At 66.9% G+C, this 20,044-nt stretch carries 11 protein-coding genes; 7 read left to right on the forward strand and 4 right to left on the reverse strand.

Annotation, left to right across the window (positions count from 1 at the left end; all coding sequences use genetic code 11):
- Positions 1-4 precede the first annotated feature (4 nt).
- A complete protein-coding gene (locus HYU53_11200) occupies positions 5-1,297 on the reverse strand; it encodes a helix-turn-helix domain-containing protein (protein MBI2221757.1) in 1,293 nt (430 codons plus the stop codon).
- A 160-nt stretch (positions 1,298-1,457) separates the two neighbouring features.
- Between HYU53_11200 and HYU53_11205 the strand changes: the two genes are divergently transcribed.
- Positions 1,458-2,531 (forward strand): winged helix-turn-helix transcriptional regulator, encoded by a 1,074-nt coding sequence (locus HYU53_11205; protein MBI2221758.1) that lies wholly within the window; start codon positions 1,458-1,460, stop codon positions 2,529-2,531.
- Between the two features lie 29 nt (positions 2,532-2,560).
- Here the strand turns inward: HYU53_11205 and HYU53_11210 are convergent, their stop codons facing one another.
- Positions 2,561-4,162 (reverse strand): amidohydrolase, encoded by a 1,602-nt coding sequence (locus HYU53_11210; GenBank protein ID MBI2221759.1) that lies wholly within the window; start codon positions 4,160-4,162, stop codon positions 2,561-2,563.
- Positions 4,163-4,411: 249 nt separating this feature from the next.
- Here HYU53_11210 and HYU53_11215 point away from each other — a divergent pair, with 249 nt between their 5' ends.
- From HYU53_11215 to HYU53_11240, 6 genes are all read left to right on the forward strand, one after another.
- Positions 4,412-7,192, forward strand: coding sequence for a TonB-dependent receptor (locus HYU53_11215; protein ID MBI2221760.1), 2,781 nt, complete (start codon positions 4,412-4,414; stop codon positions 7,190-7,192).
- A 29-nt stretch (positions 7,193-7,221) separates the two neighbouring features.
- Positions 7,222-10,515, forward strand: coding sequence for a hypothetical protein (locus HYU53_11220; protein MBI2221761.1), 3,294 nt, complete (start codon positions 7,222-7,224; stop codon positions 10,513-10,515).
- Positions 10,516-10,551: 36 nt separating this feature from the next.
- Positions 10,552-13,338 (forward strand): TonB-dependent receptor, encoded by a 2,787-nt coding sequence (locus HYU53_11225; GenBank protein MBI2221762.1) that lies wholly within the window; start codon positions 10,552-10,554, stop codon positions 13,336-13,338.
- Positions 13,339-13,369: 31 nt separating this feature from the next.
- The gene (locus tag HYU53_11230; protein MBI2221763.1) at positions 13,370-14,743 is read left to right on the forward strand and encodes an aminopeptidase P family protein; all 1,374 of its coding nucleotides are present in this window, start codon (positions 13,370-13,372) and stop codon (positions 14,741-14,743) included.
- Between the two features lie 17 nt (positions 14,744-14,760).
- Positions 14,761-16,329, forward strand: a complete 1,569-nt coding sequence (locus HYU53_11235) for an amidohydrolase family protein (GenBank protein ID MBI2221764.1) — start codon at positions 14,761-14,763, stop codon at positions 16,327-16,329.
- Positions 16,330-16,425: 96 nt separating this feature from the next.
- Entirely contained in the window at positions 16,426-18,555 is a 2,130-nt protein-coding gene (locus HYU53_11240) for a carbohydrate binding family 9 domain-containing protein (GenBank protein ID MBI2221765.1), read from the forward strand.
- Here the strand turns inward: HYU53_11240 and HYU53_11245 are convergent.
- Together HYU53_11245 and lepB are read right to left on the reverse strand one after the other, a co-directional pair.
- Entirely contained in the window at positions 18,552-19,433 is an 882-nt protein-coding gene (locus HYU53_11245) for a cation transporter (GenBank protein ID MBI2221766.1), read from the reverse strand. The two genes, HYU53_11240 and HYU53_11245, sit on opposite strands and share 4 nt — an antisense overlap.
- The gene (lepB, locus tag HYU53_11250) at positions 19,434-20,027 is read right to left on the reverse strand and encodes a signal peptidase I (GenBank protein ID MBI2221767.1); all 594 of its coding nucleotides are present in this window, start codon (positions 20,025-20,027) and stop codon (positions 19,434-19,436) included.
- Positions 20,028-20,044 lie beyond the last annotated feature (17 nt).

The following is a 20,044-nucleotide window of genomic DNA, read 5'->3' on the forward strand; positions in this document are numbered from 1 at the left end:
GCGCCTAACGTTCCCACGCCGGCCGCCAGCACACCGCAAGCACTTCCGCGTGCCCGGGATCGTACGGCGTGACCTGGTTCTGCTCGAAGGCGTGCGGGATTGACGCGTCGAGAAAACAGGTGTCGCCTGCCGACAGCGTCGACACCAGGGCCTGATCGCCCGGACGGGTCATGACCCGGACAGATCCTTTCAACACATAGATGAACTCCTGCCCGGGGTGGCGCACCAGCTCGTGCCCGCGGGGGCCCTCGAGGCGCAGCAGCGAGGGCATCATGCGATGCCCCGGCAGCGTGGTGGTCAGCGGCACGATCCGGTGGGCCCCGAAGCACGGCCAGCGGCGTTCCGGGCCGCGGTCCCGCGTGCCGCCCTGCCGGAGGTCGACGCCGCGGTGCACCTCGTAGTACGGCCGGACGTCGAGCGTGCTCGCCAGGAAGTACTCCACCGGCTTGCGGAAGCGATGGCAGACCTCCAGCAGGAGGTCGACGGAGACGGCTTTCTCGCCGCGCTCGATCGCAATCATCCGCCGCGGGCTCATGCCGACCTGCCTGGCGAACTCCGCCACGCGCATGCCGCGCCGGCGGCGCAGCGCCTGCAGGCGCGCGCCGACTCCCCCCGAAGGGCCGCGCTGCATGCCGTCCATCAGGAACACCGGCCCCGTGCGCGCGTCCGCCAGCTCCGAGTCCGCCGGTTCGTCGAGCGAGCACAGCACGTGGATGCTCCGCGCCGGCGCGGTGCCCGTGGACCTGAGGCAGTGCGGCAGATAACTCCAGAAGTGGATGCAGTCTCCGGCCGAGAGCACTTCCCGGCGCACTTTGTCAGGCGTCTTGATCAGGCATTCCAGCCCGCCGCTGACGACGAGCAGGAACTCCTCGTGATGGTGCGAGATGAACTTCATCTCGCCCTCGACGACCGGCCACACCTCGATGTCGAACGGCTCGATGTACTTCCCGACAACGGCGTCGGCCAGCGGTCGCAGCCGGTTGTGATAGTCGGTCAGCGTCTCGCTGCTGTAGTTGACCATGCGCATCGGCAGGTGCCTGCCGTCGCTCTGCCGCGTGATGCAGACGCTCGGCGTCCGGCCGCGGGGCAGCAGGCGCTCGACGTGCACGTCGAGCGCGCGGCCGATGGCGACGAGCAGGTCCACGTCGAGCGCCTGCCTGGCGTTCTCGATCGCGGACAGCTGCGCGATGGAGACGTCGACTTTTGCGCCGAGGTCCTTCAGCGTCCAGCCCTTCGCCAGCCGCTCCGCGCGAATGCGCGAGGCAATGCTCTGGCGATCGAGCTCGGCGTTATCCATTCCGATCAACGGTGCGCGCGCATGTGCGGTGGTCACGTCGACAGGCACCTCAAGTTTCGGAAAGCGACCAAAACGTGGCGAATTTCAGGAAACGACGGTTTGTCTTGACAGATTACCGAATTTGACGAGACGATGACGCCACACCCGGGGGAGCCGCCAGATGCCAGACGCCCTTCAGCCGATGCCAGGAGCGCACCGCAGCGCGCTCGGCTGGTTCGCCGCCCAGCTTCGCGCACGGTTTTATTTCGGAAAGATCGGCACAGGCGACCGCCTGCCGTCCGTGCGCGGGCTTGCCCAGCATCTTGGCGTCTCACCGACGACCACCCTCGAGCTGTACCGCGCGCTCGAATCGCAGGGGATCATCGAAAGTCGCCAGCGGAGCGGCATGTTCCTGCGGACGGTTGGCGTCGAGCCGGAGCGTTCGCGCGCCGACGGCGCGGTGTTCCGGCTGGTGGCTGCCACGGCGAGCAAGCTGCGGCTGACCGGCGCGTGCCCGGACGACTTCGCGACCCTGCTGCTCCAGTACACTGGACACTCGCCGCGTACCGACTTCAAGATTGGTTACCTCGGCACGCAGGAATCGGTCGAACTGGTCCAGCGACAGCTGGCCGCGCGCATGCGCTTTCCGCTCCCGGTCGTCCGCATCCCGCCGTCGCTGCCGCCGCGGGAGTTGCGCGTGCAGGTAACCGCGCAGAGCGTCCGCTGCCTGGTCGGCAGCTTTCTCGCCGCCGAGGTGGGCGTGAGGCTGGCCCAGGATCTCGATCTTCCGTTCGTCATCCTCAAGCTGTCGCCGGAGACGGCCGCGATTCTGCAGCCGCCCCCTGGCGAGCGCCGGTTCATCGTCGTGCGCGACCGCGACACGGCTGAGGGCCTGCGCCGCGTGCACTGTGCGCTCTGCGATGCCGACGCTGACCGTCGCGTCCCGGACCGTTCCGCGCCGGCGGGGCACCAGGACGCGGCGGTTCCCTGCGAGCGCGGCGCTCATGAGGGACGTCCGGTCGTGCATTTCGCGGCCCTGGATGAAGAGTCGAGGCTCGCCGAATTCGAGCGCGAGGCAGACATTGTGTACGCCACGATCACCTCGATCGCGGCGGTGAAGGCACGCTTCGGTGCCCGGCGGATCGCCACGTTCCCCGTTGCGATGTCCGACCACACGGTGAACGACATCCTCTACCACTGCCTTTTTGCCGAAACGCCGGCAAGAGTGCTCGCGATGGGCGGACGGCGCGCGTAGCGGCCGACCGCCCATCACGCGCGGCGGTGCTACTGGCTCGTCGTGCTCCGCCGCGACCGTTCCCGCTTCTGCTTCTCGACCATCGCCGCGACGTCGGCCAGCAGCTTCTTCGCGTCGTAGACGATGCCGTCCTTGACGGTGTACTTGATCCCGCCAACCTGCTCGGGCTTCCCGGTGGTGTCGTTCAGTTTGAGCGCCCCGGTCCCGTAAAGAACCTTGAGGTTCGCGAGCGGGTTCTGGTCGACGATGACCATGTCGGCCAGCAGCCCCGGCCGCACGACGCCGAACTCGATCGCCTTGCCCTTCGGCTCGTGCAGCGTCAGCGCGCCGTTCATCGTCGCTGACTGGAACACTTCCAGCGGGTGGAAGCCCGCTTCCTGCAGCAGCTCGAGCTCGTTGATGTAGCCGAACCCGTACGTCTGGTAGATGAAACCGGAGTCGGAGCCGGTGGTCACGCGGCCGCCGATCTTCTTGTAGTCGTTCATCAGCCTGAGCCAGACCTGGTAGAAGTTGCGGTAGGCGACCTCATCCCACGTCGTCCAGTAGTACCAGTACGCCCCGTGGTTCACGCGGCTCGGGACGTAGAAGTCCATGAGGGACGGCAGCGTGTACTTGTCGTGCCACTCGGCGTTGCGGAACTTCATCAGGTCGCGCCCGGCCGAATAGATGGTGAGCGTCGGGTCGAAGGTCGTCCCGAGCTTGAGATGCTCTTCGAGATACGCCTTCCACTCCGGTCCGCCCGGCGTGTGGATCTTGTCCCACAGCCGCGCGACCTGTCCGAACCGCATGTATTCGTCGTCGTTGATCTGATCGACCGGCCACGGCTGGACCACGTAGTCCTTCAGCAGCGACTCGAAATGGCCGTAGAAGTGCGTGACGGTTCCGAGCCCGAGGCGCGCGGCCTTGATGGCGTTCATCTGCGCGACGCCCGTCTGGCCGAGGTGCGCCGTCGAGCCGAGGCCGAACTTCTTCGCCTCGTCGAGGAGCGCGGACATGATCTCCGGGCGATGGGACCCGAGCTTCATGCCATCGACGCCGTTCTGCGCCGCCCAGCGGACCCAGGCGCGCGCCTTCTCGGGCGTGTCCACCGCTCCCTCACCCCAGCCTGATCCGGGCCCCTGGTAGTTGAAGATCCGCGGCGCGGCAATTTCGTTGCGGTCGCTGCGGTTCTTTTCCGAGACGGTGAAGGCGTTGGAGGACAGCGGCACCCCGCGGACGGTCGTCACGCCGTGCGCCAGCCACAACTTGTACGCGTAGTCCGCGCCGGGGTTCTTCGGCGCGCCACCCGCGTGCACGTGGAGGTCGACGAAGCCAGGCATGACGTACATCCCGGTGGCGTCGACCTCGAAGTCCGCTTTGGGCTCGCGGCCCGGCTTGAGCGGCAGTCCAGGCGTGCCCGCACGCCGGATCGCCTTGATACGGTTCTGCTCGACGACGATGTCGACGGGCCCCTGCGGCGGAGCGCCGGTACCGTCGATGAGGATGGCGCCCCGGATGACCAGGGTCTTGAACGGCCCCTTGCCCTCGTCGGCGCCCCGCGCCGGCGCCGGCGTCAGGGGGTCGCGCTCCTGTGCCAGCGCGGCAGGCATGCCGGTCAGGCCCAGGGCAAAGGCCGCTACGAGGAATGACATCAGCCACGTGTTCCGTCGCATAGTTCCTCCGTGTATTCCGTTGAGCAGCCGTGGCCGCGGCTGCGGTGTCCGAGGGTGGCACGAGCAGGCGGGCACGAGGAAGACACAGATCGCCCGCGTATCGCCATCTGTCACAGCGATCTGAGACCGGCGTGTGACAGATGGCCGCAATCCGCCGATCTGCTACTTCCGTCCCCCCGGCGGCTCGCGATAAACCCACGCATGCGCTGTGTCAGTTGGAGGAGCTTCATGCGTCGTGTGATACGTGTCTGTGTCGTCCTGCTCTTTTTGATTCCCTGTACGTCCCTGCCGGTGTCCGCCCAGATCACCACCGGTTCGCTCATCGGCGCGGTTACCGATGAGACTGGTGCCGTGATGCCGGGCGTCACCGTGACCTTGAGCGGCGAAACGCTCATCGGCGGCCCGCAGGTGGAGGTGACGGCCGCATCGGGACAGTACCGTTTCGAACGTCTTCCGCCGGGGGTCTACAACGTCCGATTCGAGCTGCCCGGTTTCACGTCCATCGAGCGGATGGACCTCCACATCAGTGCGACCTTCACGGCCACGGTCAACGTCAAGATGCAGGTCGGGCAGATGGAGGAGCGGATTACCGTCACCGGCGAGTCCCCCATCGTCGACACCAAGTCCAACGTGCAGCAGACGGCCATGGGGCAGGAGGTCCTGGAAGGCATTCCCACCGGGCGCGACGTCTGGTCGCTCGCGAAACTGATCCCCGGCGTGAGCGTGGGTACCTACGACGTGGGGGGCACGCAGGGCATGCAGCAGAGCGCCATGTCCGCCCACGGGTCGCGCGACGCGGACAAGACGTTCGCCATCGACGGCCTTTCGGTGAACTGGCCGGGAACGGGCGGCGGCTCGACGATGGTGTATTACGACCAGGGGATGTTCGAGGAGATCAACTACCAGACCTCCGCGATTCCGGCGGAAGTCGCCATCGGCGGGATCTTCATGAACATGGTCACCAAGGCCGGCGGCAACGCCTGGAGAGGCGAAGCGCGGTACTACTACGCGAATGACGACCTGCAGTCGGAAAACTTCGACGCGGTCAGCAAGCAGTTCAGCTTCAAAGGCGGGAACCCGGTTGCCGATCAGTACGACTTCAACGGGACGATGGCCGGGCCGATCGTGCGCGACAAGATCTGGTTCTTCGGTTCGTACCGGCGATGGAAGGTGGACAAGCTCCTCCTGAGCACCTTCAATCCGGACGGCAGCAACGCGAGAGACGACAACTTGATCTGGAACGCGTCGGTGAAGCTGACCAGCCAGATCGCCCGGGATCATCGCCTCGGGCTCGTCTACAACTTCAACCAGAAGAACCGCTACCAGCGCCGGACCGCGACCTTCGAGGAAGACAAGGCGACCTTCGTGCAGCTGCAGCCGGGGTACACCGGCCAGGCGAAATACACGGCGGTCCTGAACAACCAGTTCGTGTTCGAGTCGACCGCTGGGGGCGTGAAGGGGGTGTGGCCGCTCCACTACCAGAAGGAAGTGGCTCCGACGGACATCCGGCGCGAGGACACGGTCCTGCAGACCGGATGGGATGCGGCGCCGCGCAGCTACGACAACCCGAACTACCGGTTCCAGTGGGACAACGTGATCAGTCACACGCGCGCCGGGCGGGGCACGCACAGCCTCAAGGCGGGCGTGCAGTTCACGCGGCAGTTCTACCGCGACCTCAACACGATGAACGGCGACATGCGGCTGATCTACAACAACGGCCGGCCGTTCCGCGTGCAGGCGTTCAACACGCCGGTGCAGGCCACCAGCTACGTCCACCAGCTCGGGTTCTTCGCGCAGGACTCCTGGTCCATGGGGCGCTTCACCTTGAATGTCGGCGTCCGCGCCGACGGCGCGAAGGGCTGGATCCCCGAAGAAACGAGCGGCACCGGCCGCTGGGTGGCGGAGCGGACGGTTGAAAAGCGTGACGTGTACAACCAGTGGATCGGCGTGTGGCGGGCGGGCGCGGTCTTCGACCTCACGGGCAAGGGGCTGACGGCGGTCAAGGGCAACTACAGCCGCTACGCGCACCAGGTGGGCGCCGCGGCGATCGTGAACTCGGTGCACCCCTTCGCCCTCAGCAGCGCGAACATCGCGTGGAACGATCTCAACGGCAACGAGCTGCCGGATCCGGGCGAGCTTGGCACGTTCGAAGGGTTCACGGGCGGTGCCTCGACGCGGTATCCCGACGCGGACGGCACCGACTGGGGCTACTCGGACGAAATCACCGCCGGCCTCGAGCACCAGCTGATGCGGGACGTGCGCGTGGGGGTCATGTACTATCACCGCACGAACCGGAAGAACGTCGGCTCCTTCAACGCGGCGGTGCCCACAACCGCGTACACCCCGATCCAGATCGCCAGTCCGCTCGGGGGCACCGCGACGGTCTACAATCTCGATCGCGCCTTCGTGGGCAGGCAGGACAACGTCCGCATGGCGACGCCGCTGCTCGACACCGATTACGACGGTGTGGAGGTGACCGCCGCGAAGCGGTTCTCGTCGCGCTGGCAGATGTTGTTCGGCCTGACGGTGGGGCGCAACGAGGGAGGGCTGGAGTTCGGGGATCTCAACGACCCCAACAGCCTCGATTTCCAGGAAGGCGTTTCGGGGAACGACGCCACGTACCAGCTCAAGTTGTCCGGGACGTACGTGGTGCCGCGCGCGGAGATCATCGTCAGCGGGAGCCTGATGAACAGCACCGGGTACCCGCGGCAGTTCACCTACCAGGTGACGCGCAGCGTCGTCCCGACGCTCACGCGTTCCGCCCAGACCATCCGCCTGAACCGGCGGGGTGACGAGCGCCTGCCGAGGGTGACGATGGCGGACCTGCGCTTCTCGCGATCGTTCAGCCTGGGCGGTGACCGCCGGTTCGAGCCGCAGGTGGACCTGTTCAACGTGTTCAACGCGGACACCATCGTGAACATGGTGGACGCGGCCGGGCCGCGCCTGGGCTATCCGGGCGAGATTCTCGCGCCGCGCATCATGCGCGTCGGGTTCGTGTTCAAGTTCTGAGGTTTGTGACCCTCGCAGGGAGGAATGCCATGAGACGTGTGTCGAGAAGGGCCATCACGACGGGCCTCGCCCTGGCGGTTGCCCTCATTCCCTCCGTCCGCGCGGAGCTTGCGGGGCAGACGCGGGGGGGCGCGTCGCAGGTGGCGACCCCCGCACCGGAGGCGCCCGCGGAGGCGCCTCCGGAATTGACCGCGATCAAGCGGCTGACGTGGCGGTCGATCGGCCCGGCGAACAATGCCGGGCGTGTCTCGGAGGTCGCGGGCCTGCCCGGCGATCCGTCCACGTACTACGTGGGTGGCGCCGCCGGGGGGCTGTTCAAGACCGTGAATGGCGGCGTCACGTTCAAGCCGATCTTCGACGATCAGCCGAACGTGTCGATTGGCGCGGTCGCCATCGCGCCCTCCGACCAGAACGTGATCTACGTCGGGACCGGCGAAGGGAATCCGCGCAACAGCGCATCGTTCGGCGAAGGGATGTTCAAGTCGGTGGATGCGGGCGACCACTGGACGCCGCTCGGCCTGGCCGACACGGGCAAGATCGCGCGGGTCGTGATCGACCCGCGGAATCCTGACGTCGCCTACGTCGCGGCGCTCGGCCACACGTGGGGCCCGAGCGAAGAGCGCGGGCTCTTCAAGACGACCGACGGCGGCCGGACGTGGAAGAAGATCCTGTACAAGAACGACCTCACCGGCTGCTCGGACGTCGCGATCGATCCCGGCAACGCCAACATCGTGTATGCGGGCATGTACACGCATCGGCGCTGGCCGTGGTATTTCGACAGCGGAGCGGGGGAGACCGCGCTCTACAAATCGGCGGACGGCGGCGCCACGTGGACGCGCCTGTCAGGGCCGGGTAATACGCGCGGGCTCCCGAAGGGGCCGATGGACCGCATCGGCGTGGCCGTCGCGCGCAGCAATCCGAACGTCGTCTACGTGGTGAGCGAGACGAAAGAGGAAGGCGTGCTGTGGCGATCGGACGATGCCGGCGCCACGTGGCGCACCGTGCACCGCGACGCGAACATCAACTTCCGGCCGTTCTACTACAGCGACATCCGCGTCGATCCCAGCGAGCCGAACACGGTGTACTCGCTCGGCGGCGCGCTCTCCAAGTCCGAGGACGGCGGCCGCACGTTCCAGCGGATCGCCAACAGCATCCACGGCGACCACCAGGCGCTGTGGATCGACCCGAAGAACAGCCGCCGGATCCTGAACGGCAGCGACGGCGGGTTCCACGTGTCGTACGACGCGGGGAAGACGTGGGATCTCCTGAACAACGTCGCGTTCACGCAGTTCTACCACCTGAACTACGACATGCAGACGCCGTATCGCGTCTGCGGCGGCCTGCAGGACAACGGCACGTGGTGCGGCCCCGTCCAGAGCCTCAACGGCGAAGGGATGCGCAAGATCGACTGGCACACCGTCGGCGGGGGGGACGGATTCTTTGCCGTTCCGGACATCGATCGACCCTGGCTCGTCTACAACAACCTGCAGGGTGGCGTGATCAGCCTGACCGACACGCGCACCGGCGCGTCGTGGCCGGTCAACCCGTATCCGAGCGGCATCGGCTCGAGCGGGCAGGCGATGGCCACGCAGCGCTACCGCTTCAACTGGAACGCGCCGATCGCGCTCGCGCCGAACGACCCGAAGACGGTGTATTACGGCGGCAACGTGCTGTTCAAGAGCACGAACTTCGGCCAGTCGTGGGACGTGATCAGCCCGGACCTCACGACGAACAACAAGGACAAGCAGCAGTCTTCCGGCGGCCAGATCGCCACCGACAACACCGCGGCCGAGTTCCACTGCACGATCATCACGATCGCCCCCTCGCGCGTGGATCCGAACGTCATCTGGGTGGGTACCGACGACGGCAACGTTCAGGTGACGCGTGACGGCGGCAAGACCTGGACGAACGTCGTCGCCAACATCAAGGGATTGGCGCCAAACGCGTGGATCCCGACGATCGACGCGTCGTGGAAGGACGCGGGCACCGCGTATGTCGCGGCGAGCCACTTCCAGACGAACGCCGACTACGCCCCCTATTTCTTCAAGACGACGGATTTCGGCAGGACGTGGACGAAGATCACCAGCGGCATGCGGGAGCGCGGCTGGGCGCACGTGATCCGCGAAGATCCGAAGAACCCCGACGTGCTCTACGCCGGAACGGAGAACGACGTCTACGCGACGTGGGACGGCGGCCGGCGCTGGGCGTCAATCCGCAACGGCCTGCCACCCTCTCCCGTGCGCGATCTGTTCGTGCACCCGCGCGATCACGACCTGGTGATCGCCACGCACGGGCGCGGCGCGTACGTCCTGGACGATGCACTCCCGGTGGCGCGGATGCCGGAGGCGATCAAGGGGGATGCGTACCTGTTCGACGTGCGCCCCGCCACGCGGTGGGTGTACTTCAACCGTGACGGCAACCTCGGCGATCGCGAATGGATCCTCGACAATCCGGAGTCGGGCGCCTACATTAACCTGTACCTGAAGCAGGGCGCCTCCGGGCCGGTCACCGTGACCATCTCGGATGCCTCAGGAAGACCCGTGCGGACGATCCGCGACGTGAAGCCGACGGCCGGCATCAACCGGATCGTGTGGGATCTCCGGCACGATAACCCCGTGCCGCCGATGCGGCCGCGGGCCGGACAGCCGGCCCAGCCCGAAATTCCGCGCCGCATTGCGTCGCGATTCGGGTTCGGCGCGGCAGGGCCGGCCGTGCTTCCGGGCGAGTACACGGTGACCGTCCGGGTCGGCGGGCGCGAGTTGACCAAGCCGGTGAAGGTCGCGCTCGACCCGCGCGTGGAGGTCAGTCCGGCGGTGCTGGCCGAGCAGCTCGAGACCTCGTTCGCGGCGCTTCGCCTGGTGGCAGGCGTGAACCAGATCCAGGAGCGCACGGACGACCTGCTCGACCAGTTGCAGACCCTGGGCGATCAGCTGTCGCACGAGACCGCGCAGCGGGTCGTCACCACGTCCGACGGGACCGGGAACGGCAACGGCCAGAGCCAGGCGGCGAATCCTCTGCTCGCCGATGTCCAGAGGGCCGTCGCGACGCTGAAGAAGTTCCGCGACGATGAACTCGTCCGGCCGCTGCAGGGATTCAACTACCGGCAGTATCCGCGCCTGCGCGAGGACGTGCAGAGCCTGGCTGGATCGATCCAGCGCGGCTTCCGCCCGCCGAACGCTGGCGAGAAGCTGCGCCTGCAGGAGCTCGGAGTGGAATTGGACAAGGCGGCGGCGAAAGTCAATCAGGTGATCAACGCCGATGTCGCCCGCATCAACGAGGCGCTGCGGGCGCGCCCGAGGATTGCGATCGAGCCCGTGGGGTAGTCGTCCGCTATGCCTTGCAGTAGATGGAGGAGCACCATGCACCGGTTCAACCATGTCATCACGATCGTTGTGCTGATCCTGATCGGATCGGTACATCCCGTATCAGCCCAGACCACGGGTTCGCTCATCGGCACGGTTCAGGACGAGACTGGCGCGGTGCTGCCGGGCGCCACGGTCACGCTGACCGGCTCGACGCTCATCGGCGGGCCGAGCGTGCAGGTGGCCGACGTCACCGGTGCGTACCGGTTCGACCGCCTGCCGCCGGGCACCTACGACGTCCGCTTCGAGATGCAGGGGTTCAAGACGGTGGAGCGCCGGGAAATCCGGGTCAGCGCCGCCTTCACGGCCGACGTCCACGTGAAGCTGGCGATCGGCTCGATGCAGGAGCGCGTCACCGTCACCGGTGAGTCGCCCGTCGTCGACACCAGGTCGAACGTGCAGCAGACCGTCATGAGCCAGGAGATCCTGGAGAAGGTGCCGACGGGGCGCGACGTGTGGTCCCTCGCGAAGATCATCCCTGGCGTGTCGGTGAGCACGTACGACGTGGGCGGCACGCAGGGCATGCAGCAGAGCGGGATCTCGGCCCACGGCTCGCGCGACGAGGACAAGACGTTCGCCATCGACGGCATGTCGGTGAACTGGCCTGGCGGCGGCGGCGGTTCCACGATGGTCTACTACGACCAGGGCATGTTCGAGGAAGTCAACTACCAGACGTCGGCCATCCCTGCCGAGGTCGCCATCGGCGGCATCTTCATGAACATGGTGACCAAGGCCGGCGGGAACACGTGGCGAGGCGACGCGCGGTACTACTACGCGAACGACGGCATGCAGGCGGACAACTTCGAAGCGCTCAAGCAGCAGCTCGGGTTCCCCGTCGGCAACCCCGTGACGTCGCAGTACGACCTGAACGCGACCGCCGCCGGTCCCGTCCTGCGCGATCGCCTCTGGTTCTTCGGGTCGTACCGCCGCTGGAAGGTCGACAAGAAGCTGCTCAGCGTGTTCAACCCGGACGGATCCAACGCGATCGACGACAACCTGATCTGGAACGGGTCGGGCAAGCTGACCGCGCAGCTCAACGCGGATCATCGGGTGGGCGTCGTCTACAACTACAACCAGAAGAACCGGTTTCACCGCCGGGACACGCCGCCCAACTTCGTCGAGGACAAGGCGTCGTACGTGCAGGAGCAGCCCGGCTGGACGTCGCAGGCCAAGTACACGGCGGTGTTGAAGGGTGCCTCGGTGTTCGAGTCGACCGTCGGCGCGGTCGCGGGGACGTTCCCGTTGCGGTACCAGAAGGACGTGGGCCCGAATGACCTGCGCCGGGAAGACACGACGCTCGACAGCGCGACCGGGGCGGCCCAGCGGTTCTACGAGAACCCGAATTATCGGTTCCAGTTCGACAACGCCATCAGCCACACCCGGAGCGGATGGGGAGGCTCGCACACGCTGAAAGCGGGGGTGCAGTTCACCAGGCAGTTCTTCCGCGAAATCAACCGCATGAACGGCGACATGCGGCTGATCTCCAACAACGGCGTTCCCATCCGGATCGTGGCATTCAACACGCCGGTCATAGCGACCAGCTACGTCCACCAGCTTGGGATCTTCGCGCAGGACGCGTGGTCCGTCGGGTCGCGCCTCGCGCTGAACCTCGGCGTCCGGTGGGACCGCGCCACCGGGTGGATCCCTGAGCAGACGAGCCCGGCGGGGCGCTGGGTCGGCGAGCGCACGCTCCAGAAGAAGGACGTCTACAACCAGTCCATCGCCGTATGGCGCGCGGGCGTGGTCTACGACGTGTTCGGTACCGGCCTGACCGCGATCAAGGGGAACTACAGCCGGTACGGCCAGCAGGTGGGCATCGGCCTGGTGACCAGCGTCCACCCCTTCACGCTCAGCAACGCAAACATCGCCTGGAAGGACGCGAACGGGAACGGCTTTCCGGAAGCGAACGAGCTGGGCGCGTTCGAAGGGTTCACCGGAGGTGCGACCACGCGCTACGCGACCGCTGACGGGCCGGACTGGGGCTATTCGGACGAGATCACCGCGGGGGTCGAGCATCAGATCATCCGCGACCTTCGCCTCGGCGTGATGTACTACCACCGCACGAACCGGAAGAATACCGGGACGACGAACGTCGCCGTTCCCCGGAGTGCGTACCGGCCGGTTCAGGTGACGAATCCCCTCGGTGGTACGGCGACGATCCACAACCTGGACAGCACCTTCCTGGGCAAGCAGGACAGCGTGCGGGATAACATCGAGCTGCTCGACACCGACTACGACGGCTTGGAGATCACGGCCGTGAAGCGGTTCTCGCGCCGCTGGCAGATGCTCCTGGGATACACGCTGGGGCGCAACGAGGGGGGGTTCGACAACGGCGACTTCAACGACCCGAACAACCTCGAGTTCCAGCAGGGGATCGTCGGCAACGACGCCACCCACCAGCTCAAGGTGTCGGGCACGGTGGTGATCCCGCGCGTGGAACTGGGAATCAGCAGCAGCCTCGTGCGGAGCACCGGCTACCCGCGGCAGTTCACCTACCAGGTGACGCGGGCGCTGGTGCCGGGGCTGACCCGCTCGGCCCAGACGGTCCGCGTGAACGAGCGCGGCGACGTCCGGCTGCCGAACGTCACGCTGCTCGACGTGCGGTTCTCGCGGACGTTCCGCCTGGGGGGCAATCGCACCTTCGAGCCGCAGGTCGACATCTTCAACGCGACCAACGCGGACACCATCGCGCGCACCGTGGACGCGATCGGGCCGCGGCTCGGGTTCCCGACCGAGATCCTGGCGCCGCGCATCGTCCGCGTCGGTTTCAGCATCATGTTCTGACCGGCACGTCTTCCGGGAAGGAGCTGGCACGATGTCATCTCGTCGTGAGTTTCTGAAAACGGCCGGCGGCTCGATGGCCGCCGGCCTCGTCGGAATGGATGTCCTGACGGCGGTCGCCCGCGGAGCGGTCACTCCCGAGTCGGCCGGCCTCGCACTCGAGACCGCGCCTTCGAGCGGCAAGCCGGTGCGCATGACCGAGCCGTGGTATCGCGCGCAGATCGCCAAGCTGCAGCAGCAGCTCGGGGCGAAGGGGCTGAAGGGGCTGATCCTGAAGGACCCGAACAACCTGGACTACCTCGTCGGACTGTTCCTCCGGACGACCGAGCGTCCAGCCTGGTTGTGGGTGCCGGTTGTAGGAGAGCCGGCGATCTTCGGGCCCGGGCTCGATCGCGACATGTACCGCGAGTGGTGGATCAAGGACTCGGAGTGGTACTTCGACTTCCCGCACGCGGGGCCGTTCAACCAGGTGCTCTTCGAAAAGGGCCCGAAGGTGGACCTCCAGGCCTGGATGCTGCAGGGGATCGCGAAGCGGGGCGGGGAGGCGGGCCGCATCGGCGTGGAGGCGGAGCTCGCGCCGTCCGCGCTCAAGAGCATGATGGCGGCGCTGCCGAAGGCCGAGTTCGTGCCGGCGGGCGATCTCGTCATGCACATGCGCACCCGGAAGACGCCTGAGGAGATCGCGCTCACCCAGGTCGCGATTGACTATCACGATCGCGTGCTGCAGTTCGGCCGCAACCTGATTGCCTCGCGCGGCACCTCGCTGACCGACGCCCAGGTGCGCCGGGCGATGCAGGAACACGCCGAGGAGATCGTGTTCGCCGACTTCCCGCCGACCGGCCGCGCGCACACCTCGGTCGGTTTCTCCCTCGGGTTGGGATGCCGCGCCGGGGTGGCGACCGCGTATCCCCACCCGAACCAGTACTTCCGCAAGCAGATCGCCCGCGGCGACGCGGTCCAGATCTCCGGCGTGATGCGCGTGGGGGGCTACGGCGGCGAAGGGTATCGCGCCATGCACATCGAGCCGATCCCGGACCTCGGCCGCCGGATGTGGGAGGTGCACAACGAGATGACGCTGGCCCAGGCCGAGTACTCGAAGCCTGGCGTGGAGTGCCGCGAGGTGGCCGAGAAGGTGCTCCAGGTGGCGAAGAAAGGCGGAATGGAGAAGTACGTGTACCACCGCCCGGCACACGGTGAAGGCATGGAGGGCCACCAGGCGCCCTACATCGCGCTCGGCGACGCGACGGTCCTCGAGGAAGGCATGATGTTCTCGAACGAGCCGGGCCTCTACAACCTCGAAGGGGGCTACGGGTACAACCACTCGAACAACATCCTCATCACCGGGGACGGCGCGCGCCGTATGAACAACACCCCGCTGACGAAGGAGTTCTGCTGGATCAAGCTGTGAAGCTCGCGGAGTTGATGATGAAACGTTGGCTCACCACGTCGATCGTTCTTGCACTGCTGCTGGCGGGGCTGTCGTCCACCAGCCCGAGCGCCCAGTCTCGCTTCGGTGATCTCGCCGCCGGGCCGTATGACCGCCTCGTGATCAGGAATGCCATGGTCATTCCTGGCCATGGCGGTCCGCCCGCGGGCCCGTATGACATCGTGATCAGCGGAAACACGATCACGGAGATGACGCCGTTCGATCCCGTGACGTCGGCCAGGCGCGGGAAGACCGAGCGGCTCACCGGTGACCGCGTGATCGACGCGACCGGCATGTACGTGATGCCGGGCATGATCGATCTGCACATGCACCTGCGCAACGAGCCGATGGAGCTGGAGTACGTCTACTACCTCAAGCTCGCGCACGGCGTGACGAGCCTGGTCCCCGCCGCGGATCGCGGACTCGCGAACGGGATGCAGCAGGCGAAACTCAGCGAGAAGAACGAGGTGCTGGCGCCGCGCCTGTTCCCGATCTGGGGATGGGGGGCAGACACCGGCCTGCCCCGCGAAGTCCTGGAAAACCCGGCGGAAGCCCCGCGCGTCGCGAAGGCCATGGCTGCGAAGGGGGCGCACGTCGTGAGCGTGGGCAACCTGGGTTGGAGCCGCGAGCTGTTCGGCGCGGCGTGCAAGGCCGTCTGGGACGCCGGCGGCATCACGACGGTGCACCTGCCCCCGTCGACCAATGCCGTGGTGAACGCGGTCGACGCCGCCCGCCTGGGCGTGACGATGATCGAGCACCACTACGGTTATGCGGAATCGTCGCTCCCGCGGCGCACGCAGGATTTCCCCGCGAATTACAACTACGACAACGAGAACCATCGGTTCAGGGAGGCCGGGCGCGTCTGGCTCGAGGCCGATCGCGAGAAGCTGCTCACCGACGTCGCCCAGGCGCTCGCCGACAGCGGCGTCACGATGCTGCCGACGCGCGTAGTCTACGAGGCCAACCGGGATATCGTTCGCGCCGAAAGCCTGATGTGGCACGAGAAGTACACGCACCAGGCGCTCTGGGACTGGAACCTGCCCAACCCGGCGCACCACGGCGCGTACCACTACGACTGGACCTCGGACGACGAGTACGCGTGGCAGTATGCGTACAACCTGTGGGGACAGCTGATCTTCGAGTTCAACAAGCGCGGCGGGCGCGTCGCGTACGGCACCGACGACAGCTACATCTGGGCGACGCCCGGGTTCTCGAACGTGCGCGAGCTGCAGCTCCTGCGCGAATCGGGGATCCACAACCTCGAGGTGCTGAAGGCGGCCACGTTCAACAGCGCGCAGACGCTGCGCCAGCCGAAGCTCGGGATGGTGCGTCCCGGTTACCTGGCCGACCTGGTGCTCGTGGACGGCAATCCGGCTGAAAACCTGCGCTATCTCTACTCGTTCGGCGCCGTGCGGATGAAGCCGGACCGGCAGATGTATCGCACGCGCGGCATCGTCCACACCATCAAGGATGGCGTCGTGATCAACAACGCCAGGATGATGGAGGAGGTCGAACGCATGGTCGCGAAGTCGAAGAAAGGCAAGACGACGACAACGACGCAGCCGTAAACCTCGCGGGCGCGGGGCATCGCGGGAATGTTGTCGCACCACTCCGCCACGGTTCTGACGTGCGCCGGCCTGTGCGTGTTCGCTGTCACTCCCCCGGTGGCGGTCGCGCAGGCGACGGTACCGCTGGAACCGCGGCGGGAAATCCGCGCGGCGGCCGCGCCAGCCGCGCCGGTCATCGACGGCCAGCTGGATGAACCGCTCTGGCGGGACGCCGCCGAAACCGGCGGGTTCGTGCAGCGCGAGCCGCGCGAGGGCACCGCAGCGTCCGAACGCACCACCGTCCGCATCGCCGCCGGCGACCACGCCATCTATTTCGGGATCGTGCTGGAAGATTCCGAACCCGAGCGGGTCACGGCGGCGTTGCACGGCCGCGATCTCTGGAAGCTCACGGGACTGTGGGATTACGCAGGTCCCGACGATTCGATCGCCATCCTGCTCGACACCTTCCGCGACGGCCGCAACGGGTACTACTTCGCCGTGAACCCCAACGGCGCGATGACCGACGCGCTGATCACCGGGGAGGGCCTCAACAGGAACTTCGAATGGGACGGGGTCTGGCGCGCCGCCGCCCGGAGGCATGCGGGGGGCTGGACCGCGGAAATCGCGATCCCCTTCAGCACCCTGCGCTATCCCGCCGCCAGCGACGACACCGGACTGGCGTTCGGGCTGAACCTGCAGCGGGTGATCCGGCGGAAGAACGAAGAATCGTTCTGGGCACCCGTCGAGCTGTCCGGCACGCTGTGGTGGTTTTCCCGGGCTGGACGGCTGGCGGGGCTGCTGCCGCGCCAGCAGGGGCGCGTGGCGGAGGTCAAACCCTTCGTCGTGGCCCGCGCGTCGCGCACGGCGGCCGCCGCGACCGATGCCGACTTCCAGCCCGGCATCGACGTGAGGCTCGGGCTCACGTCGAGCGTCACGCTCGATGTCACCGCCAACACGGATTTCGCGCAGGTGGAAGTCGATGACGAACAGATCAACTTCACCCGCTTCAGCCTGTACTTTCCGGAAAAACGCGAGTTCTTTCTCGAGGGGGCTGGCGTCTTCAACTTCGGGTTCCGCAACGAGTCGAAGCTGTTTTTCAGCCGAAGAATCGGACTGGACGCGGGCGGGCGTGAAGTGCCGATGCTGGCCGGCGCGCGGGCGAGCGGCCGCGCGGGCCCATACGAGTTCGGCGCCATCGCCGCCCGCACGGGGAAGACCGCCAGCGTGCGGGACGCGACGCAAAGCGTCCTGCGCGTCCGCCGCCAGTTGTTCGGCCGCTCGTCGGTGGGCGCGATGCTCACCGATGTGCGGTCGGAGGGGGCCGGGAACCGGGTCGTCGGCATCGACAGCGACCTCACGATGTTCCGCTACATGACGGTCAACAGCTTCTGGGCCGGAACGTTCCCGTCAGCCGGGGACGGGAAGCAGGCGTTCGCGACGAACATCTACGCGCACTGGGACACGGACGCGCTCGGGATTCAGTACATCTTTCACGACTTCGACGCCGGTTTCACCCCCGCGCTCGGCTTTTTCCCGCGCGTGGGCGTCCGCCGCCAGTCGCCCGGCGGCCGGGTGGCCTGGCGGCCGCAGCGCGGTCCCGTCCGCCGCTACTTGATCCGCACCACGCTCGACTGGTTTCACGACGAAGCCGGGCGGCAGCGGACGCGCGCGCACATGACGCAGCTGATTGTCACGCTCCAGAACGGCGACGAGCTGCTCGTGCAGGGAAACCACAACACCGAGACGCCGGAGCGGTCGTTCGTGGTCGGCCGGAACACGGTCGTGCCGGCCAACGCGTACCGGTTCGAGCGCGGGCAGATCCGCTACGCGGCCAGCCCCGGACGGCGCTACGCCGCCACGGGATCGTATTCGTGGGGAGGCTTCTACGGGGGAACGCGGCAGCAGGTCCAGTTGAGCGCCACCGCGAAGGTCACCGACCACTTCGCGCTCCTGCCGTCCTACGAGCGCAATGACGTCCGGCTCCCGTTCGGGCATTTCACCGCGACGCTGGCCGGCGTCCGCCTGAACTACAGCGCGTCGAACCGGGTCATCTCCAACACCTTCGTGCAGTACAACAACATCACCCGCCGTCTCACCGCGAACTTCCGCCTGGACCTGATCTACCGGCCAAACAGCCACGTGTACGTTGTCGTGAACGACACGCGCGATGTCGGGATGACGCCATTCGAGGCGATCACGCGCGACCGCGCGATCATCCTGAAGGTCGTCCACCTGCTGAAGCGCTAGGGCACGCCGCGCGGCGGGGGCTCGATGTGGATGATCGCGTCCGCGATCTGCGGAAACTTCGCGATCAGCGTGTCCTTCACGACGTGAGAAACGTGGTGCGCGTGCGCCAGGGGCGCGTCGCCGCTCATCCAGACGTGCAGATCCAGGAACACGTGATCGGCCGACCCGCGCGTGCGGATGTGGTGGCAGCCCATGACGTCCGGCACGCTCATGACGACGTCGCGGATGTCCGATTCGTCCATGACGAAGCGGTCCGAGAGAATCCGCGCCGTATCGCGCGCGATCTGCAGGCCGGCCAGCGCGATGAAGAAGGCGACGACGAGGCCCCCGATCGGGTCGAGGATCGGGTAGCCGAGCCGCACGCCCACCAGCGAGGCGATGACGCCGAGCGACGTGTACACGTCGCTGCGCGTGTGCATCGCGTCGGCCAGCAGCAGCTCGCTCGAGAGCTGCCGTCCCTTGCGCCGCTCGTAGGCCACCACCGCGAGGTTGACCGCGACGGTGGCCGTCATCACGACGAAGCTCGTGCTCGTGACGGTCGCCGCCGCGCCATGCCGCAGATGCGCAAGGGCGGTCCGGACCACCTCCTCGACGACGAGGATCAGCGATACGAAGATGCCGGCGGCGGTCAGCGTCTCGTACTTGCGGTGGCCGTACGGATGATCGAGGTCCGGCGGCTTGCGCGCCGCGCGCAAGCCGACCAGGCCGATCACGTTCGAGAAGCTGTCGGTCAGGGAGTGGTAGCCGTCGGAGATGATGGCGACCGACTGCGTGGCATATCCGAAGGCAATCTTCGCCAGCGCGACGCTGAGGTTCGCGGCCAGTACCCCGAGCAGGACGCGGGAAACCGCGCGGTATCGCTCAGCGGAGTGCGGCAATTAGAAAATACGCGCTTTCGGGATGGGCCACCATCGCAGCTGGACCTTGCCGATGATGTATTTCTTCGGCACCATGCCCCAGTGCCGGCTGTCGGAGCTGTTGTTCCGATGGTCGCCCATGACGAAGTAATAGCCCTCCGGGATCACCAGCGGGCCCAGATCTTCGTGGCTGCGGTACTCGGCCGGGACATACTCGTCGTTGATGAGCACCTCGTTCCGGTACACGCGGCCGTTGACGATCCGCACCACGTCGTTCTCCTCGGCGATCACCCGCTTGACGAACGACTTGTTGGGATCGATCGGGTAGTAGAGCATCACGATGTCCCCCACCTGCGGGTCGTGCAGGCGGTAGGACAGCTTGCTGACGATCAGCCGATCCTGGTCGGCGAGCGTGGGCGCCATGCTCTGGCCCTCCACCCGTGCCACCTGCACGCCGAACGTGACGATGAGCGTCGCGTAGACGGCCGCCGACGCCAGCGTCTTGAACCAGGCGAGGACCTCGTCACCGACCCGCAACAGCAGGTCGCGCGGGCGGTCCAGCGACAGCCGTCCCTCCCTGCCGGGATCGACACCCGTCAGGACGGGAACCTCCATCGCTCCCACGCCGGGCG

This window comes from Acidobacteriota bacterium (assembly GCA_016184105.1).
In the GTDB taxonomy this organism is placed as follows: domain Bacteria; phylum Acidobacteriota; class Vicinamibacteria; order Vicinamibacterales; family 2-12-FULL-66-21; genus JACPDI01.

Excerpts from the sequence above, each read along its gene's own strand:
- HYU53_11200 (MBI2221757.1), bottom strand. The coding sequence starts at position 1,297 with ATGGATAACGCCGAGCTCGATCGCCAGAGCATTGCCTCGCGCATTCGC.
- HYU53_11205 (MBI2221758.1), top strand. The coding sequence starts at position 1,458 with ATGCCAGACGCCCTTCAGCCGATGCCAGGAGCGCACCGCAGCGCGCTC.
- HYU53_11210 (MBI2221759.1), bottom strand. The coding sequence starts at position 4,162 with ATGTCATTCCTCGTAGCGGCCTTTGCCCTGGGCCTGACCGGCATGCCT.
- HYU53_11215 (MBI2221760.1), top strand. The coding sequence starts at position 4,412 with ATGCGTCGTGTGATACGTGTCTGTGTCGTCCTGCTCTTTTTGATTCCC.
- HYU53_11220 (MBI2221761.1), top strand. The coding sequence starts at position 7,222 with ATGAGACGTGTGTCGAGAAGGGCCATCACGACGGGCCTCGCCCTGGCG.
- HYU53_11225 (MBI2221762.1), top strand. The coding sequence starts at position 10,552 with ATGCACCGGTTCAACCATGTCATCACGATCGTTGTGCTGATCCTGATC.
- HYU53_11230 (MBI2221763.1), top strand. The coding sequence starts at position 13,370 with ATGTCATCTCGTCGTGAGTTTCTGAAAACGGCCGGCGGCTCGATGGCC.
- HYU53_11235 (MBI2221764.1), top strand. The coding sequence starts at position 14,761 with ATGAAACGTTGGCTCACCACGTCGATCGTTCTTGCACTGCTGCTGGCG.
- lepB (MBI2221767.1), bottom strand. The coding sequence starts at position 20,027 with ATGGAGGTTCCCGTCCTGACGGGTGTCGATCCCGGCAGGGAGGGACGG.